This is a genomic window from Microcoleus sp. FACHB-68 (assembly GCF_014695715.1).
Classification (GTDB): Bacteria; Cyanobacteriota; Cyanobacteriia; order Cyanobacteriales; family Oscillatoriaceae; genus FACHB-68.
The window spans coordinates 234032-260464 of sequence record NZ_JACJOT010000017.1 but is presented as its reverse complement, the minus strand read 5'-3'; the positions used below and the strand labels follow the sequence as shown (position 1 = coordinate 260464).

The window sequence follows — 26433 nt, the reverse complement described above, 5'->3', positions numbered from 1 at the left end:
GTGAATCGGTGGGTACGCTTCGCTAACTCACCCTACGAAACTTATCCCTCACCACTCACCACTCACCACTCAGCACAAGTAGACTTTGGAAGCCCAAAAGGGAGATTTCATGAAGGTATCTGTCGTCATACCGGCACACAATGCAGCAGCAACCATTGCCGAAACCCTCCAGTCCCTTCAATCCCAAAGCTTCACCGGCTGGGAGGCGATCGTTGTGGATGACGGATCGAGGGACACAACTTCTGAGATCGTCAGCCGTTTTGCCCAGGAAGACTCCCGCATCCGCATTGTCAGCCAGCCAAATCAAGGTGTCAGCGCTGCCAGAAACACCGGCATCGAACACGCCGGTGCTGACTGGCTGCTGTTTCTCGATGCGGATGACTGGATTTTGCCCCAGCATCTTGAACGCTTGACAAAAGAGCTAATTTCTGATGCCAGCATAGATGCCGTTTACAGCGGATGGGCGCGGATTGCCTCGGATGGGAGCCTTTTCTATGAAGGATTATCTGGGAAGCCGGTTAATATGTTTGCCACCCTGGCCGGCAATAACGTGTTTGCCATCCATGCCTGCATCGTCCGTCGCTCCATCGTTGCCGGTGTGGGTGGGTTTGATCCTTCATTAAAAACCTGCGAAGACTGGGATCTCTGGCAGCGCATCGCCCGCACCGGCGCTCACTTCAGCCTGATTCCGGAACCGCTGGCTCAGTACCGGATGCGGCCCGATTCAGCCTCTACCAACAACCTCCAGCTATTCAACGACGGCTTACGTGTGATTGCACGCGGACACGCGCCCGATCCTCGCGTTCCTAACCCATCTGCCGCTTATGCAGCAGGGTTGCCGGCAGAGGATCTTCCAAAGGCCAAACTTAATTACCTCTGCTGGAATGCCGGCTTGACGTTTGGGCGCGATGGTGATCCGTTGAATTTACTGGAATATGTGGCGCAGGAACACTGCCCCGGTTTAGATCCAGAACTGGTTGCTCAGTTCATTTTTAGAGCCGCGCTGTTGCCAAACTGTCTTCCTGCTGCCGGCTGGGTTGAATTGTGGCCGCGTTTGGAAGGGCGAATTCAGCAATTTCTCAGCGCACTAGAGGCGCAGTCACTTGCTCGAGCCTTGGCGCGTCACGTCAGTCTAAGACTGGAAAATCTAATCTTAGAACACTCAAAAGCTACCCGCCCTCTGACCATTGGCACCACTCACGCAGTCCTTGTAGAAATAACAGAGCCAATTTTAGACATCAGCGCCCCACCGGCAGCAGAACGTCTGCAATGTGCGGTTGAAATAGAGGGTGAGCAACTCGGCACCCTGGAACTGCCAGTCTGTGACGGGTGGGTTCTCAGCTACGTTTTGAGTGATGCGATTGCGGCTGAGTTTTCCTGGACGATTCTCCAGCATTTTTTCCAGAAAACGGTATATCGCGAACTCACAATCCGGCGAGATGCCACCGGCACCTCACTTTGGCGCGGTTCCCTCTGTCTTGCCAGTGAACTTCCCGCAGACGAGCCGGCATTATGGGCAACGGCGCATGATCGTATTTGTTGGATAGTCTTCTTACAAGAACTGTGGGGGCGTCCAGATTGGCCAGAAACCCACTTCTACAACCCCCGCATTTGGAGGGTGTTTGCCCAGGAACTTTTGGCGGGTGTGCGAAATTTGCCGGCAGGTAAATTGGCAATTCCCAAGGCTTGGACTGCCGCCCCGAAGCGCTCTGCGACAGCCGGCCCAATCGCAGTTGAGATCAGTCAAGAGCTTCCGGATATTGCAGTGAGCGATCAACCACTGCAAGTTGTGCCAACCGTGGGCGGCGTTGCCCTGGGTGTGATGCCGGTTAACGTCAACGGTAAGATTCTCCGCGCCCAAGAAGTGCGAGTTGCCGTGATGTGCGAGTGCGGGTTTGAGCTTGTCCATGCGGCTGTGCGCGAGGGAATATTAGGCAGAAAAATCGCTGGGGCTAGCTTGCGAGAGCGCTTGGCGGCAGCAGCAGGAGAGAGGGCAAGCAAGAAACAGGACGTTTTACTGCAAACTTGCGCGAGTAATGCCGGCACGGTTTTTGCTCGCCATCCGGGGGCAATTGAGACGAGTGTTTCCCGACGCGCAATGCTTCCTGCCGGCACCCTTCAGGATTTGGTGGAGGCTGCAACGATTGCTGGTGAGCCGGTGATTAAAGCGTCTGAAGGAAGGATGCCGGCTCCCGTGATCTATGCCCCCGAAGCAATTTGGCTGCCACCGGCACCTGTTGCCGGTAGCGAGGGCAAGTCTCAAGTGCCGGTTCTAAGCAGCGCAGACGTGTACGGGCGAAAACATTTCGAGACGCTGTTTGCTACACAGCCTGATCCCTGGAAATACACCAGCCCGTATGAACAAACGAAATACGAGCAAACGCTGGAAATGCTGCCGGCTGATAAAATTGAGCGGGTCTTGGAACTGGCTTGTGCTGAGGGTCACTTTACCGTGCAACTTGCGCCCCGCGCCGGCAGTCTCTTGGCTGCAGATATTTCCCAAGTGGCGCTGGATCGGGCGGCGGAACGATGTGCCGGCTTTGAAAATGTTCGTTTCACGCAGCTTGACTTAAGCAAAGACGCCATTCCTGGCAAATTTGAGCTGATTTTGTGCTGCGAAGTCCTCTACTATGTCGGTGGAAAAGAGGAGTTACGAACCTTTGCGCGAAAGGTTGCCGATGCCTTGGAACCGGGGGGCTATTTCCTGACGGCACACGCAAATCTCGTGGTTGATGAGCCAGATCGCACGGGATATAACTGGGATCACCCCTTTGGCGCAAAATTTATCGGGGAAACCTTTGCCAGTACCCCGCCGCTGAAACTGGTGAAGGAATTGCGGACGCCTTTATACCGCATCCAGGTATTTCAGCATGATGCCGGTGGTAAAGTAACCACCCCAGAAATCGTTGAACTCCCGCAACCAACGCCGCCACCGCCGGCTGTTGCCGGTGATGTGCTGTGGGAGGGCGGTTCTCCCAACCGTTACGGTGAGCGGAAAGTCGTGACGGAGCGGCTACCGATTTTGATGTACCATCGGGTTGCGCCCACCGGATCTGCGGCTAATGCCCGCTACCGAGTCACGCCGGAGGCATTTGAAGAACAGTTGCGTTACTTGCGCGATGCTGGGTTCTATAGCGTCACGTTAGAGGAGTGGCGCAAAGCAATGGTGGCGAAAAAACCCCTTGCCGGTCGAGGAATTATCATTACGTTTGATGACGGTTATGTTGACTTTTTGACTTATGCGTGGCCGCTGCTGAAACAGTACGGTTTCTCAGCAATTGTCTTTTTGGTAGCGGATCGAGTTGGCGGCACCAATTGCTGGGATAGCATTTATGGTGAGGAGTTGCCCCTGCTGGGATGGGAAGACATTCGCCGGCTTCAGGAAATGGGGGTTGAGTTTGCCTCTCATTCCGCAACTCACCAGCTTTTGACAACGCTAAACCCAGAGGAAATCGTTCGGGAAGGGGCGAGATCGCGGGCAATTCTGCAACGGGAATTAGGGAAAGCGATTAACACGATTGCCTATCCGCACGGTGACACTGATCGGGTTGTGCGGCACTTAATGGGTGCCTGTGGCTATACGTTTGGTTTATCTTGCCGATCAGGTTTAAGTCGGTTTGGTGACTCACTCCTTGATCTGCCGCGAGTTGAGGTGACGGGTGCTGATAATTTGCGCGAATTTGTCGCTAAACTCAGTTTGTAATCCTGCTGCGGTTTTCTCTAAAAAATTAGAAACAACTGCCGTCAGAAAATGTCCGTTCACTTGATGAGTTTGCCTGATGCTGTACTTCATTCTTGTCTGGACTTTTCTCCTGATTACTTGCTGCGTGATCGGCACCGCTTTGCTCAATCTGTTGAAAGCAGATTGCTTTGAGCGAATGGGTGATCGTGTCTTAGCTGCCGTGTGGTTGGGAGTCATTGTTCTTTCAATTTCACTGCTGGCAACCGCTTTTGTTTTTCCGTTATCTCCCCTAACAGGTGCCATCGTTACTGCCGGCATTTGTTCGCTGTCTCTTTTGTCAAAGCGCACCCGAAATGAAATGGGTGTTTTGCGTTATAAGTTATCTTTAGATTTAATTTTAGGATTTTTGACTTTAGAGGTACTCGTCGCCGCACTTACTGCCAGAGAGATGAGGTGGATCGATACAGGTCTTTATCATTACAATTCTATTCAATGGTTATCTAAGTTTGGCGTAGTTCCAGGTATCGCTCTGCTGATTAAGCAGTTGGGTTTTGCTTCCTCTTGGTTTGCGCTGACTGCACCTTTTAATGCTGAAATTTTAGAGTCACGGGCGAGTGCGATTACGAATGGTTTTGTGTATCTCATCGCTTTATTGCAGTTTTTGATCTGTCTGGGACATGGTTTCCAAAATAAGGTACAGATAAGCGATTGGTTAGTGATAGTTTCGTCATTAATTCTCCTGCCGATTGTCGCGTTAAATAATTTGATGTCGGTGATTTTGATATCACCTTCTCCTGATCTGCCGGTGGTTTTTCTTGTGCCGGTGGTTGCCTGGGCTATTTTAATCGTGTATCAGCAAAAAAGGCCGTCTTTAGAGGACGGGAAAGCTTCGATTTGGGATGCTGAGCTGATTCCTTTAATTTTATCTGCCGGCGCGGTTACTATCAAGCTCACCGCTCTCCCTCTGCTGTTTGCATCCGGCCTTTATTATATTTTTTGCAGGGGGTTAAGTCTGTGGCGAGTTCTCATCGGCGCTACAGTCAGCTTGTTGCTGTTATCACCGATGTTGCTTTATGGAATTATCACTTCAGGATGCCCGCTTTATCCATCAACTTTCCTGTGTTTGGATTTACCTTGGTCACCCTCAGCACAAGCAGTTAAGCGGATTGCGGAAAGCACTCACGGTTGGACAAATTGGTATGGAGAACCTCCGCCGGCTGCCCCTTCTTGGCTGTGGTTGTTGTGGCAGTGGTTGACATCTAACAAGCTCAATGCAGTCATGGGTTTGCTAATTGCAATTTCAGCTTTCTGTGCTCTCGTAATCGGGGTAAATCTCCTCAGAAAGAATCAAATTACCCGGCAATTTTGGATACTGGCATTGGCGGCATCGGGAATTGCATTTTTGATGATGACAGCTCCTTTTTTCAGATTTGGCTTAGGCTATTTAATTCTTTTGCCGGCATTCACAATAGCTGCTTGTTGCAACAATTACTTGGGTAATCGGTTGTTTCGCCTTGAAAAGCGATTGATTCTCGGCCATCACTTAAGAAATTTACCGAAAATCAAGCCGATAGTTGCTTTATTTTTATCCGCTTTTGCGCTTGTTTTATCAATCCATCGGGGAGGGTTAGAAAGACTACTTTGGCCGCCTCAAATAGCGAAAGTTGAATTCGTCCAAAAGCAAACGAACGATATCCTCTATTTATCTCCTAAACAACCGGGTGAATTGTGCTGGGCAGCAGATTTACCTTGTGCGTTCCAACTTGAAGAAACTGTAAAACTTCGCGATCCAGCCAAGGGAATTGGAGCAGGATTTGTTCAGAAAAAATAATGCTTCCCAAATCAGGATAAAATTTTCCCCGATTAGCGTTAGGGCTGCCTGCCGGTTTGCGTCTATTTATTACCTAGCTCAACGTATCCTACCACACGAATTTTACTATGTTTCTGAATATTGATTTGCCCTTTATAAGCTCGGTTTCAGCACATCTACCTAGAACGATCAGCTATCTAAAATGTTAGACTAGCTTGTAAGAATTTACAACGATTTTGGCTGTTATGTTAATCGCACAACATCTGTGGGATTTGATTTTGTTCTTGGTTATTATTGGATCGCCACTTCCTTTGGGCTTCTCCCTCGCTATCATCAATCAAAAAGAAAGAAAAAGTTTTGCGATTTCTCATTTTTTACTAATAGTCATCACTGCTTGGATTCTTATAAAAATCAGTCTCGCTCTGTTATTAGGTATTTTACAAAAATTGACCCTTGGTTACGTTATCTTTTTAGATACGCTAATTTTTATAACTGGATTAATTCTTGTTGTATATCTTATAAAATCTCACTTATTCGATTCATTTAAAGAACGACTAAAATTTAGCAGAACCCTGCATAAGCTAGAATTGCTCATCATTGCTACACTTTCTTTTGTGGGATTTATTGTTTTGGAAAGAGTAGCAACCATACCCATCACCGATTATGATTCGTTATGGTTCCATCTCCCTGCAATAAGTCGGTGGTATCAAACCGGCTCACTGACGCTTTTAGATCCCGCCGGCAATTGGATTTTCGATCATCCACAAGCCAGATTCTATCCTTTTAATTGGCACCTTCTCGCTACGATATTTTTAATGCCATTTCGAGAGGATTTTTTGGTTGCTTTTCCCATGCTCATTGCTTGGATGCTTCTAGGACTTTCAGTGTACCTTCTGAGCATTCAGCTTGGGGCAATCAGAATTTATGCAATGGCAGCGTCATCTCTTGTCCTCACATTTCCCCTCATTCTCAATCATCTTAATACCAGCCATGTAGATATGCCATTTACTTCGGTTTTTATGGTGGGATTATATTTAATATTGTCTTACCATAAAAGCCGCTCTATAACAGAAGTTTCGTTATTTCTAGCATCTTTAGGTTTACTCATAGGAATAAAAATTGTTGGCCCTGTTTACGCAGCTATTTTAGTCATCGTGTTTCTAAGCTTAGAAATAAAAAACTTTCACGTAGAAAAAATAAAATTAGATTATTATTCACGTTCTATCTTGGCGTTAGGAATCTTTTGCTTAGCCTTTTTAGGCAGTTTCTGGTATTTTAAAAACTTTCTGTATACCCAAAACTATGTCGAGCAAATTAACCAAGTCAAAATTGCTAGTGCCAATCTTACACTTTTACCAGGATTGATCAATTTATCTGAAGTACAAAAAAGTTCTCTTGCTTTTCAGTTCGATCTAACAAATCTCTCTCACTGGCAAACCCTAGGTATACAATTAATTGTAAGATTGCAGATTCCATTTATAGCGCTGTCGTGGCAGGTTCTTTTGTTGCCAATTGGTTTTATTAAGGGTAAACATAAAATAACAAACAAAAATTTTATCTATTTAATTACCTTAGTCATCGGCACAGGATTACTTTATTTGAATACTCCCTACAGTTCGGGAACCAGTGGTGAAGAATCCGGGCAATTAAGCGCTTTGCTAGGTTATAACTTAAGATATGGCTTTCCGTTTTTCAGTCTGCTGGGTGTCGCCGCAGCAGTCAGCGCAACTATCAGGCAAAGCCGGCAAGAATTTATTACATTAATTGTTGTAATTAGCGGGATTGCCGGCATTGTTAGCACTACTATATTTGACACAATCAGGAACGCATTTTTTAGCGAAGTCCTTATAGGTTCGGCAAATCAGCTACTAGATAATTTTAAAATTTATCCTGCTCAAACGGCTGCTATTGCGATGAAAGCGCTCACACCAGAAATTTTGAGTGTAGTTATTTATCTCATCCTGTTTGCTGTCATCATTTATTTACTCCGGTTAAATTTATTTAAACTATCAAAGTTTAATGAATTATCAGGCCGCCTTCTGCGATTTTTTAAATTCCTCAACCGTCGAAGTTTTATTGCCATCTGTCTGTGTTTAATCGTTAGCGCTACATGGGTGGCGCGAGAAAAACGAGATGATGCCCGAACAGAAATGTATAATGGCATTTATGAATATATGGAAACTCATATTGATAAAAATGAAAAGTTTGCTTATACGTTAAGTAGGCGTAGCTATCTTTTTTATGGAAAAAACTTTGACAGAAAAGTTTGGCATATTTCCTTTAATCTTGAACAATCTGCTCAAGTGCTGGATGATCTCCGGCAGCGCGGAATAACTGTTCTCGGAGTCGGCCCTCTGCAAAAAGAAGATTCGGCGGATAAAAAAGCAATCGCCTGGTTACAAAATTCGGAAAAATCATTAATTCAAGGGTTCGGCACAAATCTAAATCGAGGGCCGGCGATCTATCGTTTAAATTGAGCCGATGCTTTTATTGCCAAATGATTAATGATGAGTGAAATACAAATCAAGAAGGGAGATATCTGATGGAACAAAAGCAGCCTTTATTCTCAATTATTGTTCCTACTTACGCCCGTCCAGAAAGATTGGCGAACTGCCTCGAATCCTTTGCTCAGCTTGATTATCCCCGCAATCACTTTGAGGTGATTGTGGTGAATGATGGCAGCGAAATCCCCTTAGAAACGGTGGTTGCACCCTTGCAAAACCGGCTGAATATCATCCCCCTCACCCAACCCCACGCAGGGCCGGCAACAGCCCGTAACACCGGCGCTATGGCGGCAAAAGGAAAGTTCTTAGTCTTCACCGATGATGATTGCACAGCCGCCCCAGATTGGCTGCAAACTTTAGAAGCTAGATTTGCCACAGCACCAACCTGTTTAATTGGGGGTCAAACGCTCAACGCGCTTCCAGATAATTTATATTCAACAGCCAGTCAATTACTTATTGATTACCTATACAGTTATTACAATGCTAACCCTGAGCAAGCACGCTTTTTTACCTCAAATAATTTTGCATTGCCGGCAGATTCTTTTCACGCCCTAAACGGTTTTGATACCACCTTCCCCCTCGCTGCCGGTGAGGATCGCGAATTTTGTGCTCGCTGGCTGCACTGTGGCTACCCCACCCTCTACGCTCCAGAAGTCAAAGTCTATCACGCCCATGACCTAACACTCAGCAAGTTTTGGCGGCAGCAATTCAACTACGGGCGGGGCGCTTTCTGTTTTCACCAACGTTCCTCTCAACAGGATATGGGAGAAAAAAGTCGGCAACCCCTCTCCTTTTATCGCAATTTGCTCACTTACCCATTTTCCCAAACATCGCAGCATTCTCTGCCATTTTTAGCAGCCTTATTCTTTCTTTCACAAGTGGCAATTGCAACAGGGCTATTCTGGGAAAAAAGATTTTATCAGGCTGCAAAAACTTAAAATGCTTATTGTTTTTACCATTCATATTAAGCCCCACTTTCGCGCTCTAAAATCTTCAAGGTGATTTCAACTTTTTTGGCATTTTTGAGGGCATATAGATTGACAAAATAGTGAGCAGTAGCACACTGCTTTCGGTTATTGGTATTAACTTCTCCTTGTGAAACAGAAGGTTCCTGCGTCAACCCAACCTACTCCTAGCCCCATGCCCGATGCCCCATGCCCGATGCCCCATGCCCTATGCCCCATGCCCTATGCCCAATGCCCCTTAATTAGGTCGCCCCAAGGTGGTGATATAAATAACCGCCTCATCTGCTGGAATACCCAACACTTCATTCACTTGATCATCAAAAAAGCCCCCAATGCCGCTAACACCTAAACCGAGGTGGATGGCGGCTAAATTTAGCCTTTGTCCCAAATGACCGGCATCCATGTGCAAATAGCGATAAACGCGATCTCCATATTGAGCAATCGCATTTTTCAAGTCTGCTGTGTGAAAGACGACGGCCCCCGCATCTCTTCCTAAGTTTTGTCCTAAACAGAGAAAGTGCAACTCTTGCCGGAAGTTTTTAAAGCGAACTTGACGCAGTTCTTGAATTTTTGGCGCGTAATAGTAGCAGCCTTCTTCTAAACCTTCGACTCCAGAAACCGCAATAAATGTCTCGATCAAGTTCAGATCGAAATAGTCTGGATGACCATCTAATCCCTGGTCGATGTAATGTTGGGGTTGATAAGTAAAATCTAACAGCGCCTTGAGTTCTTCTAGGGTCAGTTCGGAACCTGTGTAAGCACGGGTAGAACGACGCCGCAAGATAGTGCTTTCCAGTCCTTCCAGGTTGTGTCCCCAAACAAGAGATGGGGTGACGGTGGAAACTTTGGTGCAGAAGGGAAAGTTGTATTTGTCTTGCTCTCGATCTTCATCGGAGGTGAATTTCCAGCCTTGGGGTCCGGTGGTATCTGCTGAGATCTCGGTGCAGGCGTGAAAATAGTTCAGCAGTGCCCCATCTGGGATGGTGGGATAGCTGGTTTGGGTGCCGGAGGGTAGGGCTGTTCTGGCTGCCGGCAGGTTTTGTTGAATGTCTAGCAAGTCGGCGAGGGCAAGAACGGTGATCGCGCCTTCTTGATCGGGATCGAGGTAGAGCAGTTGGTTGAGCGCTTCATCGTGAAATCCTCCGATTAAGTGGGGACGATAGTCGCTGAGGGCGCTGGCGAGTTCTATATTGCCGAGAAGATGGCCAGTGTCTAAATAAATTCGCCGGTAAGCCCGGTCTTGATAGCGCCAAGCTGAGCGATAGAAAATGGCTGTGGTAATGATCGCTAGATGGCTGTTTTCTAAGGTTGGGTGCCAGAAACAAGCGGCTTGCAGGGCTGACCAAACATGGTTATCCCAAAAATGTACGAGGGAATGAGTCTGAGTTTGGTAGTTGTAGAGACCGGCAGGTAACGGGCCGGTGCCGCGAGAAACGAGATAAACTTCTGCTGGGTACAAGCCACCGGCAGAAGGGGCGGCCCTCAGATACAAGGGGCTGCCGGCCATCGTTGGGATCTTAGCAGTCAGACCGTAGCTGCAAAAGAGTAATCGAGATAAACGCTGCCACCACTTGCCCTCCGGATCGCTGACCTCTGCTTTGAAGTAGGGCTTCAGGTTGAAGGATGTACCGATCTTGTACTCCTTGAATGGCACCGGCTGTTTTTCCCAGTCTAATTGATGACTTTTGCTGGCTAGGGTTTGCGGGTCATATTTGGTGCGTTCGTGGTAATGCTGAGCGATAGAGACTTTAAGTTCGGGCATAGATACTTTTAAAATTTTTTTCCCTTGCCTTCGATCTTGACATTCTCAGCTCGAAACGTGTCAGGCCGGCAGGTGAAGTTATGGCCGGCACCCCCTGTCAATGCCGATGGTAACGTGCCCAAACATTTAAGAAAACATTAAATCTAGCGCTTTTTCGTTACAAATCCTTAACAATTGTAAACAGGTTAAGTATAAATACGCAGATTTTCACGCTCAAGTTCTGAGTCTTTATGCCGGCACCCAATAAAAACCAACAGTTGATATGCAAAAGCTAAACGCAAAGGAGTTAAAGGATCAGTACGCTGAAGGGAAACGAGACTTTAGCGGGATAGATTTAAGCGAGGTTAATCTATTTGAAGCCGACTTCCGAGGAATTAACCTTAACGGCAGCAATCTCACAAGCACCTATTTGCCTTACGCCAATCTTAGCCAAGCCAACCTGCACGCTGCTGAAATCAACGCGGCTGAACTGAGTGACGTTAAGCTTTATCAGGCCGATTTATCTGAAGCCAACCTGCGGGGGGCGAATTTGTGTAGAGCGAATCTGCGTTACGCTAATTTGCAAGGTGCTGACCTTTCAGGAGCGAATTTGCAAGGAGCGAACCTGTACAATGCGGATCTGGGTTCGGCTAATTTGATCGATGCAGATTTGAGCCGCGCCAATTTAGAAGGTGCAAGGCTGACACAGGCAAGGCTAGCCGGTTGCAATTTTTACCGCGCCCGAATGGTAGATTTCTCAGACGCTTACCTCGATAGCACCACGGTTCGCCCTGACGGGTATCGAGAAGATAGTTAATGAGCAAGGCAGCATCCCAGTTTGAGAATATAATGTTGCGCTGCAACGCTACAACCCCGACCGGCACAGCAGTTCTGGGCTAATATCTAAAGTTCTTTGGCGACGACTGAGCAACGTCTCCACACCCTAACAAACTGTAGATTCGGACTGCGCTCAATCATAAGCCGGCGGGTATTCCTAGCATAGACAATCGGCGATCACAGCGCACAGACCTTCAAGCCTCTGTGGCTGATTGTCAAATGCTGCCAGCGCTTCTTTTATGTCACCAAGGCGTAGTCGGTGTAGGCAATATTTAATCGAGGATGCAGAGAAACCACGTCGTCAGCAAGACAGATATACTGTGCTTACGGCTGGCCAGTTAAATCATTACACTTTCACTAACATCATTTTATAAGCCTAAAAATTGGTTTCTCTATCCCCTACAGCCTGCGTAGAGCAATCGAGCTTAACAAAATCACTAAAATATTTATAGCTCGATAAGGGGGTCGGAGGAATTAACCCGACTTATGTAACTCAACAAAATGGCAGTGCTCGCCCATGTTAACTCGGTCATTGAACCGCTTAATTGCCCAGTTCCCTTTGCAGGCTTCTTTACAAACTGTTTTGATCGTTCCCTTCCTCCTGCAAATCACTGCTGCTGTCGGCTTGGTTGGCTATCTCTCGTTTCGCAACGGACAAAAAGCCGTCAACGAGTTGGTACTGCGCTTGCAAAATGAAGCTAGCTCTCGCGTTGAGCAGCACCTGAGTAGTTACCTTAACGCTGCTAAACAGTTAGCGAAAGTCAACACCGACGCCCTCGAATTAGGATTGGTCGATCCCAAAGACCTCAAGAGGCAAGGGCAATTTTACTGGAAACAGATGCAGGAGTTTAATGTTGGCTATATCAACTTTGGTTCTACAACAGGCGACTATATTGGGGCTGGATACGAGAAAGAAAAGAGCGTCATCATTAGTGAGGTTTCTCTCAGACAATACGGCAACTCTGATAGCATCACCTACGCAACAGATAACCAGGGAAATCGAATCAAGGCTATTGAAAATACGGGAAGATACGAATATCAAAAGGAGCCTTGGTATAGCAACACTATCAAGGCCGGCAAACCAATTTGGAGCCAGATTTATGAGTGGGAACAACTTGATATTCTATCCATTTCTTTTAACCGGCCCGTTCGAGATCGCAACAACAAAATTATCGGTGTGATCGGGATTGATCAGCGCCTTTCTCAAATCAGTAATTTCTTGGGTAAATTAAAAGTTAGTCCATCTGGGAAAATTTTTATTATTGAACGCAATGGACTTATCGTTGCCAGTTCTAGTAGCGAACAACCTTTCACAATTGTGGACGGCAAACCGAAGCGACTCCAGGTATTAGATAGTACAGATCCGTTGATTCTGGCAACAGGCCGGTATTTACAGAAAACGTTTCGCGACTTTAAGGAAATCAACAACAGCCAACAGCTTGAGTTAAAACTAAACAACGGCAATTTTCCTTGGTCAAGTCAGCGCCAGTTTATCAAGATAACGCCTTGGCAAGATAAGTTTGGTTTGGACTGGTTGATTGTAACAGTCATCCCAGAATCCGATTTCATGGAGCAGATCGACCATAACACCCGCACGACCATTGTGCTTTGTTTCGTTGCCTTAGTGTTCGCCACCGGCATGGCCGTTTTTACCGCTCGTTTGATTGCTCGTCCCATCGTCCGATTGAACCGAGCCTCTCAAGCGATTGCCGGCGGACAATTGAATCAAACAATAAACGTTAAAGGCATCGACGAATTAGAAAAACTTGCCAACTCGTTTAACAGCATGGCAGGGCAACTTCAGCAATCGTTTGAAACCCTAGAGAAGCAAAACGAAGAACTCAAGCATTTTGACCAACTCAAAGATGAATTTCTAGCCAACACTTCCCACGAACTTCGCACTCCACTAAATGGGATTATTGGCCTCGCTGAATCGCTGATGGATGGCGCAACGGGAGAACTTCCCATTACCACAAAAATTAATCTCAAATTAATCGTTTCTAGTGGTCGCCGGCTCGCTAGTTTGGTCAACGATATTCTTGATTTTTCTAAGCTGAGACATAAGAATGTGGAACTGCAACTAAAGCCAATAGATTTGCGCTCAGTTGTGAACGTGGTTCTCACCCTCAGTCAACCCTTAGCGAACCAGAAAAATTTGCAGTTGATTAACTCGATTTCTGAAGATTTCCCCAGCGCAGAAGCCGACGAAAACCGGCTACAACAGATTCTCCACAACTTGGTAGGTAACGCGATTAAATTCACTTCTGTAGGAAGCGTAGAAGTTTTAGCTCAAGTCATCATTGATAACACTGAACTATCAACAAATAATCAACACATAGCGATTACAGTTTCCGATACAGGAATCGGCATTCCTGAAGATAAGTTTGACCGCATCTTTGAATCTTTTGAACAGGGAGAAGGCACTGCGGCTAGAGAGTATGGCGGTACCGGCTTGGGGCTTGCCGTTACCAAAAAGCTTGTGGAATTGCACGGGGGAAAGATTAGCCTTACGTCGAAGCTGGAAAAAGGCTCACAATTTACCTTTACTTTGCCCCGTTCTCAAGACCAAGTTGAATCAGCTCAATCCAGCCTGATTCCAGATATTCTGACTTCCGAGCTAGCGACCCTTATCCAAAGTCCTCAGTTAGCCTTAAATGCTACGAATACCAAACAGTTTAAAGTTTTGATTGTTGATGACGAACCTGTAAATCGACAAGTCTTGCTCAACAATCTTTCTCTGTATAATTACGAAATTACTGAAGCGACTAACGGGCAAGAAGCTTTGGATTCTCTGGAGCAAGAACCGCTGCCGGATTTAATTTTACTTGACGTAATGATGCCGCGAATGACCGGCTATGAGGTGTGTCAAAAAATCCGAGATCGCTTTCCGGCTCACGAATTGCCGATTGTCATGTTAACTGCAAAGAACCAAGTTCAAGACATCATTGAGGGGTTTGAATCTGGAGCAAATGATTATTTATCTAAACCAATTCAAAAAGGCGAAATGCTGGCTCGCATCAAAACTCATCTAAATTTGGCTAAATTAACTTTAGCTTACGGGCGATTTGTGCCGCATAACTTTCTAAACTTTTTAAGTCGAGAAAGTATTATTGAAGTGCAGCTAGGCGATCAAGTTCTCAAAGAAATGACCGTGATGTTTTCTGATATTCGGGATTTTACAACCCTGTCAGAAGCCATGACGCCTAAAGAAAATTTTAATTTTATCAACTCGTATCTCAGTCAGGTTGGCCCTGTGATTCGTCAGCATCGAGGCTTTATTGATAAATATATTGGTGATGCGATCATGGCTTTGTTTCCCGAATCAGCGAAAGATGCTTTGCAAGCAGCGCTGGCAATGCAGAAAGAAGTGGCGCTGTATAATCAACACCGGCAGCAGCGCGGTGAGGTTCCGATTTCTATCGGGATTGGCTTGCATACGGGTAATTTAATGTTAGGAACCATTGGCGAATCACAACGCATGGAAACCACTGCAATTGCAGATGCTGTGAATTTAGCGTCTCGCTTAGAAGGGTTAACGAAGCTCTATGGAGCGGGTATTTTAATTAGCTTACACACTTTAATTCTGGTGGAAGATATCGAGAATTACAGCTTTCGATTTCTTGATCGCGTTCGGGTGAAAGGAAAAAGCAAGCCGGTTGCAGTTTATGAAGTATACGAGGAAAATTTGGGATTAACGAATCAATTAAAGAACCAAACCAAGACACAATTTGAGCCGGCAGTAATGGCTTACAATCGCCAAAACTTTTCGGATGCACAGTCTATGTTTGAAGAAATCCTAGTGATTAATCCTGAAGATAAGGCGGCAATGCTGTACGTGAAACGCTGTCAACACTATCAACAATATGGCGTGCCGGCAGGATGGAACGGTGTGACTGATTTAGATTTTAAGGGATGAGACTGAAATAACTTGAGCATAGACTCAGTATTCTCACAGTCACGCTTTTATCTAGATCAAATGCGACCGCACGGCATTAGTCAAACTCAGGCGGCCATAATTCAGAAATTGGGGCTTCCCAGCCGGCCAATAATTCGGGAACGGTCAAAATATCTCCATTTCCGAGTAGAATTGGGTTGCCGGTGGGTCGATAAACGGTCACTGTTTGCTCATCTGGATCGATAAGAATTCCGATTAAAGCACCCATTTCTAAAAACATTTTAATCTTGTCTTGCAAAGATTTAATGCGGTCACTTTGTGATTTAATTTCTACGACTAAATCGGGAACCAATTCGGCAAAATAACGCTGGCTTTTCTTGAGACGTTCCGCACTGACATAGGAAACATCCGGTGCTTTTAAGTTAGTATCTGGCATAATAAAACCGCCGCTGGAATCAAACACGCGTCCGAGCCGGCGGGGGTTGATCCAGGCGAATAGAAAAGCGATAAACCGAGCGCCTATTTCACTAGATTCGATATCTGATGGACCCATAACAGAAATTTTTCCATCTTCGAGTTCTAATTGGTAATCTAAACCGGCTTCGGAAAGTGTGGCTTGCAGTTGTTCCAAGTCTTTAACCGTTAGTTGTGGCATGAGTGTCGTCTCCTTGGGTGTCTGAGCCTAGGGCTATTGTAAGACAAGCCCACAAAGGCCGATAGTTAGAGCGCTAAAACCGGCTACCGAGAAGCAATCTGGACTGGGAAATCATTGCGGGGTTGAGGGGAAAGCTGAGAAGTTGTTGCCGGCAACCCTGAGATAGTGTAAATTTTCCGGGGAGGGAACCGGCTTTGGGGGATTGGGGAAAATACACTTGGAAGCTTCACAACCGGATATGGATTTAACGTCTACTTTTTCATCGCAACTACGCGCCTGTACTGACAACTTGTTTGAGCGGATGGATCGCTTTTCCCAGGCGCGAATTTTAGTTGTGGGCGATCTAACGCTGGATGAGTTTCTCACTGGGCAAGTTGAGCGCATTTCCCGCGAAGCGCCGGTGTTGATTATTCGCCACGAAAATACCCGACAAGTGCCGGGAGGCGGGGCAAATGCGGTTTACAACCTGGCAAAGTTGGGGGCGCAGGTGAAGGTTGCCGGCTTCGTGGGTAAGGATATCCAAGGAGGGGCTTTGCGGGACATTTTCGAGGCTGCCGGCATTGATACGCAAGGAATGCTGATTGATGCAGATCGCCCAACTGTTACGAAAACCCGGATTTCTGGCCATGCGCGGCAGTCTGTGACTCAGCAAATCGTGCGGGTAGATCGCAAATCGGATGAGTTGCCAGATTTAGATTTGCAGTTGCAGTTGGCGGAGTATATCCGGCAGCAGTTGCCAACGGTGGATGCGGTGGTGTGTTCGGATTATGGGGATGGGGTGTTGACTGCGCCGGTGATTGAGGCGGCGTTGGGACACCGGCAGGTAATTGTGGATACTCAGAAGGATTTGCAGCGGTTTGCCGGCGCGACGATATTTACACCAAATTTACCTGAAGCTGAACAAGCGGTGGGATATGGGATTAATAGCGATCAAACTTTGTCGCAAGCGGGCAAGGATCTGCTCAAATTGACTCAAGCGAAGCAATTTTTAATTACGCGTGGTGAAGAAGGGATGACGCTGTTTGAGGGTGCCGGTGTTGAGCATCATATCCCGGCTTTTAACCGCACGGATGTTTTTGATGTGACGGGTGCCGGTGATACGGTGGTTGCGGCGCTGACTTTGGGTTTGTGTGCCGGTGGTTCTTTCTGGGAATCGGCGGTTTTGGGGAATTTAGCGGCGAGTATTGTTGTGCGTCAGTTTGGGACTGCTACGACAACAATTGAGGAGATGAAGGAGGCTTTGCAGTTGTTGCTTGAAGTTTAGATTGGGTTGTTGGGAAGAGTAGATTTTTTTTAACCGCAGATGATAGCGCAGCGTGCCCGCAGGGCATACGCAGATGAACGCAGATGATAGCGCAGCGTGCCCGCAGGGCATACGCAGATGGTTCATTTGTGTTTATCTGGTTGGTTGGATGTCGGCTTTATTTCTGCGGTGTCAATTTAAAATATATAGTCACATTATTTCTGTTTTAAAGATATTTTGCCGTTATTGTCAATAGTTAATTTAGTGTTGGGAAAATCACTTTTTGTGAGGTTTTGAATTAATTTAACGCTGCGAAAGCTTTGATCGCTGTAGGGAATTCCTTGTCCGTCAAGTTGCACCGGCAGTATTTTACCGGCTACAAAGTCGCCATGTGAATTTACTTCAACTTGTAAAATTAAAGAACTGCCTAGATGACTGGCTGTGGAGAGGGTGCGGTATCCTAAAAAGTTGCCGAGGGAATAGGCTATGAGTTTTCCTTTGTAAAGTTCTATTGCTCTAGGAACGTGAGGGCCATGTCCTAAAATTAGATCGGCACCGGCATCAATCATTGTGCGGGAAAAAAGCACCATATTTCCCCGGTTTTCTCCAAAAAAGGTTTCGGTTTGGTTTCTGGTATGAATTGCGCCGGTTCCTTCAGCGCCGGCATGAACGGAAATTGCTACAATTCGGGCTTTTTTCTGGGCTTCTTTGACTAAAGCTTTTGCGGCTGTTAAATCGAGCATTGAGTTGTGATAGTCATAGTTGCTGAAGGCGATAAACGCAACCGGCACGTTTTTAACGCTGAAATAAAGAATTTGACCTTTTTTACCAACCGCTTTCATGCCGGCAGATTGAATATTTTTCATCGTGTCTTCAAAGCCGGCTTCAAAAAAATCCATTGAATGGTTATTGGCTACGCTTAAAACATGAAACCCAGCGTCTTTTAAAATTTGCGTGTAACTGGGAGGTGTGCGGAAAGCAAAGGTCATGCCTCGACTGATATTTTTTGCAGAATAAGGATAATTGGTTAAGGTACTCTCAAAATTTCCGAATAAAATATCTGCGCCTTTGAGTTGGGATTTGACTGATTGAAATAAAATTTGCTTTTGCCCAGGAAGTTTGTTATAAGGATAATTCGTGCCGGGAATAATATCGCCAACGGCTTTAATGGTGATCGAAGTTTCTGGAATTGGGGGAACGAGAGCTTTTGAAGTTTTGGTGAAAGGTTCTAATATTTTAGAATTTTGCCAAGGTTTAAGGGTGGCTGCCGGCGCAGGAGATGCAGAGAAGCTTGGCAGTTGAGTCGGCATCTGAAACGAAGCAACGGGGGCAAGAAAAGCAGAGAGGTTATATCCTTCAGATTGGGTGATAAATCCCCAGCCGGTGCCGAGACAAAAGCTGAGTGAACTGACGCCAAATACTAAGGCTTTAATTTTGTTATTGCTTAATTTTAAAGGCTGAGGGCTGGGATTTTCTGTGCCGGCCTTCGTAATTACTTGAGCCTCTTTTGCGGTTGCGGGTTGCGTTTTAAGCTTTTTTTTGGGATTTTTTTTGTTAATTTCAGAAGATGGCAATAATTTAGTGAGAGGAAATTGCCGGAAATCAATTGTTTGAGTCCAAACCGGCTGTCCTCCAATTTGCCGGCCATAAACTTGTACAGTGGTAATCGATTTTATGTTTAGGTGGTTTAAACCATTGTGAAGAAATTGCACACAAGTTTGCTGCGCCGGCACTCGATCTGCTTCTAGGAGGATATGGAGGCAGTGATGCTTGCGGGTAACGGTTGCCTGAATTCCTTGGTTTCGCAATGCTTGGTTAATTAGGAAAGCGAGAATATCGGGATCGCCTTGCTTTGCCAATGTCTCCATATTTTGCTTAACCACAATTTTTTCCTCGGTCTAAGGATAGATTTTTTTATGATACGTTGAAAAAGGTTATGCCGGTTTTTCGCGTTGTGGCAAGCGTCTTTTTTTTTAACCACAGATGGGTTAATGGCTGTGTAGGAGAGTTATGGGAGTCGCCGGCAGGGGGTTTGTAGCAACCGGCACTGGCTGGAAATTAAAATTTAAACGCTATTGGCTTGCAAAAATCTGAAATACTTGCTAAACATAGCTTGCAGCCTTCTGTAAAGGCGTGAAAGTTCGCATCAAGTTAATCCAAAATCCAAAATTGTTATGACCCACAGCTGGAACAACGGTGAAAATAGACAACCCCGCCGAATTTTAATCACGGGGGGTGCCGGCTTTATTGGCTCAAATTTTGTGCATCACTGGTGCGAATCTTACGGGGGCGATCGGGTGGTGGTTCTCGATGCCTTGACGTATGCCGGCAATCGGCAAACGCTGGCGGAGTTGGAGGGAAGGGAGAATGTTCGCTTTGTGCAGGGGGATATCTGCGATCGCGCGGCTGTCGATAGTCTATTGCAAGAGGAAGCGATTGATACCGTTGCCCACTTTGCGGCAGAATCTCACGTTGATCGCTCAATTCTCGGTCCTGGTGCTTTTGTGCAAACGAATGTTGTCGGCACTTTTACGCTGCTGGAAGCGTTTCGCCAGCATTGGAATGGCAAGGGACAACCGAGTGATTACAGGTTCCTCCACGTTTCTACCGATGAAGTTTACGGCAGTCTCGGCCCGGATGATCCAGCGTTTACGGAAACAACGCCTTATGCGCCGAATAGTCCCTATTCTGCCTCGAAAGCCGGCAGCGATCATTTAGCGCGGGCTTATTTCCACACTTACAAAGTTCCGACAATTATTACCAATTGTTCTAACAATTACGGCCCTTATCATTTCCCTGAAAAATTGATTCCCCTGATGTGCATTAATATGCTGCTGGGCAAACCTTTGCCGGTTTATGGGGATGGTCAAAATGTGCGGGATTGGCTGTATGTTCGTGATCATTGTAGTGCCTTAGATGTGGTGATTCATCGCGGTGAACCGGGGGAAACTTACAATGTTGGCGGTAATAATGAGGTGAAAAATATTGACTTGGTGCGGATGTTGTGTAAGTTAATGGATGAGATGGCAACTGAGCTGCCGGTGCGTCCTTGTGAGGAGTTAATTACGTTTGTAAAGGATCGGCCAGGACATGATCGCCGGTATGCGATTGACGCAACCAAGATTAAAACTGAGTTGGGTTGGACGCCTTCTGTAACGGTTGAAGAGGGATTGCGGCGCACGGTTGAATGGTTTTTAACCCATGAAGATTGGTGGAAACCGCTACTCTCTGAAGAGTATCAAGCTTATTACAACCAAGTTTACGTTTAGAAGTAAAAATTGAGAGCTTCTCAATCTCAGCATAGCAATTTCGCCCCCTAAATCCCCCAATTCTGGGGGACTTTGAAGGGTTTGGTTACTTCCAGAATAGGTGACTGTGTATACACGAATTTTCGGTGGTTTGGTTTAACTTTTCATGCCCCCTAAAGCCCCCAATTCCTACGGTGTAAACACCTCTGCATATCAACCTCAAAACGGTGGAATAAGCCGCACTCACCCCCCAATTTTGGGGGGAACCGGAATTTAAAGTCCCCCAGAATTGGGGGATTTAGGGGGCTAATAAACCTCAAGCGTAAGTAGAGAAGACTTGTGTGTACACCGTAGGCATTGGGGGTTTGGGGGCTGACTTGGGATCACAATTCACTGAGGATGGCTATATTTAACTTTCCATCACAATTCGTCGAATCCATCCAACAATATCTTCAATCAAATTTGGCTGATTGGGTGAGAAAGATTGTAAGGGGATATTCGTTTGATCACTCACGAGGCAAATTCCTCCATCAAATTTGCTTAAAGCGTTGAGAAAAATTTCGCTAAAGCCTTGGGGTGGTGCCCCGGCAGGGTTTTCATAAAAGAGTAAAATCGGTCGCTTTTTGCCATTGCGACAGAGAGATTTATAATACAGCTTCAGCTCTGCTATTTTTGTAGGATAGCCATTAGGACGCTCTGGACAACCACTATCAAGCATGGCATCGTAAATTTCCAGAACCGGGTTATCCTTATCAAAAAAATTGCTGCCGTCAGTGCAAATAAGCTGGACTGAATCGATTAATTCTGAGACAAGTGCAGCATTCAGCAGTTGCGGTAATTCTGCTAAATTGCGCTGTTGGATGCCGGCACAGAACCCCACTCCCGTTGTTTCCGCGACTTCTGGATGGGACTTGTGCGGTGGATGATGCCATGCCTCATAAAAGACGGGATAGGGCAGAATTTGGGCGCAGTGCCAGATGAGTTTGTAGCAGTTCTCGAATCGATCAAAGTTATTTTCGTAAGTTTCATTCGATAGGAAATCTTTCAAGGCAGAGACAACCCCTGCCATTTGCTTCTCTGTCACTAAAATCTTTTTCAAGCTATTTGCCGCCATCCAGGGGGTAGAATCAGACTTATAGTTGCCAATTAACTCGACTAAAGCACGGATAGCAGTTTCGTTGCCGATGGCGGTGTTCTCCAAGCTATCTGCCGCTTTCCAGCGGGTTTTGTTATCCCTACAGTTGCCGATTAAATCGACTAAAGCCGTGATGGCTGTTTCGTTGCCGGGGTCGATTTTTCCCAAGCTTCCTGCTGCCAAAATGCGGGTTTCTTCATCCCCACAGTTGCCGATTAACTCGACTAAAGCCGTGATGGCTGTTTCGTTGCCGATGGCGATTTCCCCCAAGCCAATTGCCGCCAAAATGCGGTTTTTTTCATCTCCACAGTTGCCGATTAACTCGACTAAAGCCGTAATGGCTGTTTCGTTGTCGATGGCGATTTCCCTCAAGCTATATGCCGCAAAAAAGCGAGTTTCTTCATCCCCACAGTTGCCGATTAACTCGACTAAAGCCGTGATGGCAGTTTCGTTGCCGATGGCGATTTTTCCCAAGCCAATTGCCGCAAAAAAGCGGGTTTTGTTATCTCCAAAATTGCCGATTAAATCGACTAAACTCCTGATGGCTGTTTCATTGCCGATGGCGATTTTATCCAAGCCAATTGCCGCAAAAATGCGGTTTGTTTCATTTCCACAGTTGCCGATTAAATCGACTAAACCCCTGATACCAGTTTCGTTGCCGGGGTCGATTTTCCCCAAGCCAATTGCCGCTTTCCTGCGGGTTTCTTCATCCCCACAGTTGCCAATTAACTCGACTAAAGCACTGATGGCAGTTTCGTTGCCGGGGTCGATTTTCCCCAAGCTGTATGCCGCCCAATAGCGGGTAGATTCAGACTCAGTGTTGCCAATTAACTCGACTAAAGCACTGATGGCTTTGGATCGCCGTGTCTGGGGCAGCACTTTCCTCGCTGCCTCTGCTATTGGATCGAGCAATGTTTGCCACTGTTGTTTTTCAATGTTGAAGTAACCAAAACCCCATTTAACGATTTTCCTAACAATTTCCTCGCTTTTGGAAGACTGGCAAAATTCGCTAATGCCGGCTGCTGCTAGAAAATAGGCTTGAAATTCATAGAGTCCTTGATCTATATCTATATAATTCCACTCGCCGCACCCATCCTTAAACTCAACTAATGCAGTAATAAACTCCTCTTTCTGTTCTGCCAGCACCTCGACACCCCCCAACCACAACAAAATCACTTCTTTCCACTGCGGTTCAAAGATGCGGTAAATTCCCTGTTGCGGATGATCTGGAACATGAGTGAAAAAATAATGCCAACCTTCCACCGCTAAAGCTGCAAAATATTCCTGAAACGTCAGGTGATAAAAAGCATAAACCGGCTCATCTGTCTCCGCATTCCGGTAAACCAAATTCAACCAACCGAGATCCTGCGCTAATTTAAAGCAATCTTCCCCCATCACCTCATAGCAAAGCGACTCCCGCAATGGCATTTTCCTTTCCAATGCTGCCAGCGCCAACTTTGCCAACTGTGCGTTTAACTCCTGACGCTGATTCCTAGTGATGGGAAATTCATCTTTCTTCCAGTTATAAAAATTCTCTCGAAATCGCTGGTAAAGTCCGGCTTTTGTTTCCGGTAAATCTTTTTTATCATCCCAAGTTTCACATAGCAGCGATAACCGCAAAGGATTTTTCACCAAATCCCGAATCCGATCTTTTTCCAGTTCCGCTAATTTTGCCTGCAATTTTTCTCCGAGTTCGGGTTTGCCGGCTTCTGTAAACCACTGCTCAATAAAATCCGCCACCCCCGCCTCATCAAAATTCAGCGTCCGATAAGTTTGAAAATCACGCAGCGCTTTATCATTTGTTACCCAAACATTCAACCGGCAACTGATCGCCACCCGCGCCAAGGCAACCCAGCCTATCAGTTGATTGGCAATTTCTTTTAAAGGCGAGTTTGATTCTGCCACCCGCATTTCATCCGCCCCATCTAACAGCAGCCACACTTTGCCACTGTTAAACAATTGCACCAGCTTTGCTTCTAGTGCCGGCTTCACTTCTACCGCGCCGGCATCGAGATCAGGCAGCGCAGCTTTCAGCCAAATTTGCCGCAGATATTCCTCCAGGGTTTTCCCCTGCAAATTTCCCAAGGGAATGCAAATGGGAAACCCGTGGGGGTTGCCCTCCCTATCTAAATGCCTTGCAATGCAATCCATCCAAGTGCTTTTGCCGGCACCGGGTTCACCAACTATCGCCAGGTTTTTGCCTTGTTTCTGAATAACTTCTTTAAAAAATTCGCTTTCTTCAAACTGCCGTTCGATTTCTTTTTCCGATAGCCGATATTGTTGCGTCCCCTCGGCTGCCATCGGAGAAAATTGCTCATCTCGCTTTGCTTGCCGGCAGGGTTTCACCAACCCCAGAGGCACATGAATTTTAATCTCATGTCCTCCATGTCTGCCGGTTGCTTGCCGGCGGATGGGTTGCACTTCCAGCATGGCATGACAGACAGTGTGCCAATCGATGCTGTTATCGGGTGGTGAGTTCAACTGACTCTGATCAACGATTTCTGTAACTTCTAACCCTAACGCTTGACAAATCGCAATTGCAGAGTCCCTATCAACTGATTCACCCCCAAAAAATCGTTTAACTGTTTTTTCGCTAACTCCTGCTTCTCCAGCAATATCCAAATAAGTCCAAAGCTTGCCATTCTCATCACGTTTGCCAGCTTTAGCCGTTTTGAGAAGCAGTTTTCCCTCAGCGTGCGCCTGAAGAGTATCACGGTTGCGGGTTTCACCCATAGTTAAGAAATTGAGGCGGTTGTGGATATCAATAGTCTAAACAACTTCATCACTTCGCTGAGGGTCAGAAAGGTCACTTAATCTCTGTCCCCAAAAGTCCAGTTTTTATCGAGTCGGACAAGTTAGATTTTGCTCAAAGCTAGTCACACGAAGGATTTCGAGCGATGGAAAACTTCGATACCGGACTGGCTCACGATCAAAAACGACCTTCAGGAAACCCACCAATGACTGTACAACTGTTTAAAGCTATCCTCACCCAAAACCCCCAGATTCAGCTTTTAATCCTGCTGGCTTTTATCAGTAACTCCCCACTAGAAAGCCTCGAAATGAGTGAGCAAGAGCTACCGAAGCAGCGAGAAAATAGATTAAACAACCAAAAGTTTCTCAAGATTATGTTCAAAATCGGTGAATTTGGTTTCGTGAATGGGATCTCCTGGTTCGATCCCATTTCCGGACTCTGCATCGGTTTTTGTTTCTTCCTCTGGCAGCTGGTGCAAGCGGTAATTGAAGAGAAAGATAAATAAGGTTTGTCGGTGCCGGTTTGGATAGGCATGAAAAGAAACCAGGTTTCTAGAGCTTAACTGCCTTACTATTCACCTGTAACATTTACACCGGCACAGTTCTCGCCCCAAAAAAAATAGGGACGATCTCTACAATCGCCCCCCTCTCTATCTCAAATAATTAACAACTAACCGGCTGCTGCTGATATATCCGTTCCACAACTTGAGCTAAACGCTTCATGCCGGTTTCAATGTTGCCATCAGTTTCAGTCAAACTAATCCTTATGCACTCATTCTTGTGCTTCCAATCCTCGCGTAAACCCGGGAAGAAAGAGCTTCCCGGAACGACAACTACACCTACTTCCTTCAATTCTTGATACAAATCCCAATCACTCATGGGCAAATTCTCTAACCAAAGCCATGCAAAAATTGCGCCTTCTCCGCGATGGAGGAACCAGGGCAAATCCTTTGGCATCGCTGCATCTAAGGTGGATTCAACTACAGTGAACTTACTTTGGTAGTAAGGGCGAATCACATTTTCTGCCACATCCGCAAGGGCACCACTGGCAATTGCACGCGCTGCGATCGCTTGCCCGTAACGCGGGGAGTGTATACACATATTCGTCTGGAATGATTGCAGAATTTGAATCACCCCCTCATCGCCAACCGCAATGCCCACCCGTTCTCCCGGCAATCCGGCTTTTGATAAACTCATGCCGTGAATCACATTGCCGCCAAACACCGGCGTCATTTCCGTAAAATTCAAGGCGGGGAAGGGGGGGCCATAAGCCGAGTCTACCATCACCGGCACGTCGTAGGGGGCAGCCAGCGCCGCAATTTTCCGCACCTCTTCATCCGTCAAAACGTTGCCGGTGGGGTTACAGGGGCGCGAGAATAGCACGCAGCCGGTGTTTTCGTTAATCTCTAACTGACTGAAATCAGGCCGGTATTTGAAACTATGACCGGCAGCATTAATATCGAGTGAAGGCTTATAGGCAAACAGCGCCTCTGGCATCAAGCTGACACCGCCATAGCCGGTATAATCGGGACTCAGGGGCAGGACAATTTGCTTGAGTTGTTTGCCGGTGGTGTAACCGCCAAAGGCATTGGCAGCATAAAAATAAAGTGCCTGACTGCCTGGGGTAATTAAGATGTTACGCTCAGTTAAATTCAACTTATAGCGCCGGTTGAAATCTTTAACCACCGCATCGATCAGCGGCTGATATCCCTGAGAAGATCCATACCGGCAAACGACTTCGCCATAATCTGAACTCGCCAGAAGTTCTGCTGTGCAATCGCGCCACAACTGCTCAACCTCTGGCAGAATGACTGGATTGCCGGCGCTTAAATTGATAAACTCCTGCCCTTCTCCAGCTTGCAAGGTTTCAATAATATCTTTCATAATCGCCCGCACCCCTGTCAGGTGGGACATTTGATCGCCGAATTGAGTCAGGGCAGGATTCATAAGAGTTTGAGATGAAACAA

General features: G+C 46.4%; 14 protein-coding genes. 9 read left to right on the top strand and 5 right to left on the bottom strand.

Annotation, left to right across the window (positions count from 1 at the left end; all coding sequences use genetic code 11):
- Window positions 1–109 precede the first annotated feature (109 nt).
- From H6F73_RS23455 to H6F73_RS23440, 4 genes are all read left to right on the top strand, one after another.
- Window positions 110–3703 carry a trifunctional glycosyltransferase/class I SAM-dependent methyltransferase/polysaccharide deacetylase gene (locus H6F73_RS23455; RefSeq protein ID WP_190761171.1) on the top strand — a complete coding sequence of 1198 codons (3594 nt, stop codon included), beginning with the start codon at window positions 110–112 and terminating at the stop codon, window positions 3701–3703.
- Between the two features lie 76 nt (window positions 3704–3779).
- Complete coding sequence (locus tag H6F73_RS23450; protein WP_190761170.1) at window positions 3780–5513, top strand: hypothetical protein; 1734 nt, start codon at window positions 3780–3782, stop codon at window positions 5511–5513.
- Between the two features lie 224 nt (window positions 5514–5737).
- On the top strand, window positions 5738–7969 hold the full coding sequence (locus tag H6F73_RS23445; RefSeq protein WP_190761169.1) for a hypothetical protein: 2232 nt from the start codon (window positions 5738–5740) through the stop codon (window positions 7967–7969).
- 65 nt (window positions 7970–8034) lie between these two features.
- The gene (locus H6F73_RS23440; protein ID WP_190761168.1) at window positions 8035–8934 is read left to right on the top strand and encodes a glycosyltransferase; all 900 of its coding nucleotides are present in this window, start codon (window positions 8035–8037) and stop codon (window positions 8932–8934) included.
- A gap of 265 nt (window positions 8935–9199) precedes the next feature.
- Here H6F73_RS23440 and H6F73_RS23435 read toward each other — a convergent pair whose 3' ends face one another.
- On the bottom strand, window positions 9200–10723 hold the full coding sequence (locus H6F73_RS23435) for a SagB/ThcOx family dehydrogenase (protein WP_190761167.1): 1524 nt from the start codon (window positions 10721–10723) through the stop codon (window positions 9200–9202).
- Window positions 10724–10985: 262 nt separating this feature from the next.
- On the opposite strand from H6F73_RS23435, the gene H6F73_RS23430 reads away from it, so the two are divergent.
- A complete protein-coding gene (locus tag H6F73_RS23430) occupies window positions 10986–11519 on the top strand; it encodes a pentapeptide repeat-containing protein (protein WP_190761166.1) in 534 nt (177 codons plus the stop codon).
- Between the two features lie 537 nt (window positions 11520–12056).
- On the top strand, window positions 12057–15455 hold the full coding sequence (locus H6F73_RS23425) for a response regulator (RefSeq protein WP_190761165.1): 3399 nt from the start codon (window positions 12057–12059) through the stop codon (window positions 15453–15455).
- A gap of 76 nt (window positions 15456–15531) precedes the next feature.
- Here the strand turns inward: H6F73_RS23425 and H6F73_RS23420 are convergent, their stop codons facing one another.
- Window positions 15532–16089, bottom strand: a complete 558-nt coding sequence (locus H6F73_RS23420) for a Uma2 family endonuclease (protein ID WP_190761164.1) — start codon at window positions 16087–16089, stop codon at window positions 15532–15534.
- 238 nt (window positions 16090–16327) lie between these two features.
- Between H6F73_RS23420 and rfaE1 the strand changes: the two genes are divergently transcribed.
- The gene (rfaE1, locus tag H6F73_RS23415) at window positions 16328–17353 is read left to right on the top strand and encodes a D-glycero-beta-D-manno-heptose-7-phosphate kinase (protein ID WP_190761249.1); all 1026 of its coding nucleotides are present in this window, start codon (window positions 16328–16330) and stop codon (window positions 17351–17353) included.
- Window positions 17354–17547: 194 nt separating this feature from the next.
- On the opposite strand, the gene H6F73_RS23410 is transcribed toward rfaE1, so the two are convergent.
- Window positions 17548–19215 carry a CapA family protein gene (locus H6F73_RS23410; protein ID WP_190761163.1) on the bottom strand — a complete coding sequence of 556 codons (1668 nt, stop codon included), beginning with the start codon at window positions 19213–19215 and terminating at the stop codon, window positions 17548–17550.
- A 291-nt stretch (window positions 19216–19506) separates the two neighbouring features.
- Here H6F73_RS23410 and rfbB point away from each other — a divergent pair, with 291 nt between their 5' ends.
- Window positions 19507–20601, top strand: a complete 1095-nt coding sequence (gene rfbB / locus H6F73_RS23405) for a dTDP-glucose 4,6-dehydratase (RefSeq protein ID WP_190761162.1) — start codon at window positions 19507–19509, stop codon at window positions 20599–20601.
- 388 nt (window positions 20602–20989) lie between these two features.
- Here rfbB and H6F73_RS23400 read toward each other — a convergent pair whose 3' ends face one another.
- A complete protein-coding gene (locus H6F73_RS23400) occupies window positions 20990–24448 on the bottom strand; it encodes a HEAT repeat domain-containing protein (protein ID WP_190761161.1) in 3459 nt (1152 codons plus the stop codon).
- A 164-nt stretch (window positions 24449–24612) separates the two neighbouring features.
- On the opposite strand from H6F73_RS23400, the gene H6F73_RS23395 reads away from it, so the two are divergent.
- Window positions 24613–24972, top strand: a complete 360-nt coding sequence (locus tag H6F73_RS23395; protein WP_190761160.1) for a hypothetical protein — start codon at window positions 24613–24615, stop codon at window positions 24970–24972.
- A gap of 157 nt (window positions 24973–25129) precedes the next feature.
- Here the strand turns inward: H6F73_RS23395 and H6F73_RS23390 are convergent, their stop codons facing one another.
- Window positions 25130–26413, bottom strand: a complete 1284-nt coding sequence (locus H6F73_RS23390; protein ID WP_190761159.1) for a valine--pyruvate transaminase — start codon at window positions 26411–26413, stop codon at window positions 25130–25132.
- Between the last annotated feature and the right edge of the window lie 20 nt (window positions 26414–26433).

Bases quoted from the DNA above. Each gene is read 5' to 3' on its own strand.
- H6F73_RS23440 (WP_190761168.1), top strand. From the start codon at position 8,035: ATGGAACAAAAGCAGCCTTTATTCTCAATTATTGTTCCTACTTACGCC.
- H6F73_RS23450 (WP_190761170.1), top strand. From the start codon at position 3,780: ATGCTGTACTTCATTCTTGTCTGGACTTTTCTCCTGATTACTTGCTGC.
- H6F73_RS23455 (WP_190761171.1), top strand. From the start codon at position 110: ATGAAGGTATCTGTCGTCATACCGGCACACAATGCAGCAGCAACCATT.
- H6F73_RS23430 (WP_190761166.1), top strand. From the start codon at position 10,986: ATGCAAAAGCTAAACGCAAAGGAGTTAAAGGATCAGTACGCTGAAGGG.
- H6F73_RS23390 (WP_190761159.1), bottom strand. From the start codon at position 26,413: ATGAATCCTGCCCTGACTCAATTCGGCGATCAAATGTCCCACCTGACA.
- H6F73_RS23420 (WP_190761164.1), bottom strand. From the start codon at position 16,089: ATGCCACAACTAACGGTTAAAGACTTGGAACAACTGCAAGCCACACTT.
- H6F73_RS23400 (WP_190761161.1), bottom strand. From the start codon at position 24,448: ATGGGTGAAACCCGCAACCGTGATACTCTTCAGGCGCACGCTGAGGGA.
- H6F73_RS23425 (WP_190761165.1), top strand. From the start codon at position 12,057: ATGTTAACTCGGTCATTGAACCGCTTAATTGCCCAGTTCCCTTTGCAG.
- H6F73_RS23445 (WP_190761169.1), top strand. From the start codon at position 5,738: ATGTTAATCGCACAACATCTGTGGGATTTGATTTTGTTCTTGGTTATT.
- rfaE1 (WP_190761249.1), top strand. From the start codon at position 16,328: ATGGATTTAACGTCTACTTTTTCATCGCAACTACGCGCCTGTACTGAC.
- H6F73_RS23435 (WP_190761167.1), bottom strand. From the start codon at position 10,723: ATGCCCGAACTTAAAGTCTCTATCGCTCAGCATTACCACGAACGCACC.
- rfbB (WP_190761162.1), top strand. From the start codon at position 19,507: ATGACCCACAGCTGGAACAACGGTGAAAATAGACAACCCCGCCGAATT.
- H6F73_RS23395 (WP_190761160.1), top strand. From the start codon at position 24,613: ATGGAAAACTTCGATACCGGACTGGCTCACGATCAAAAACGACCTTCA.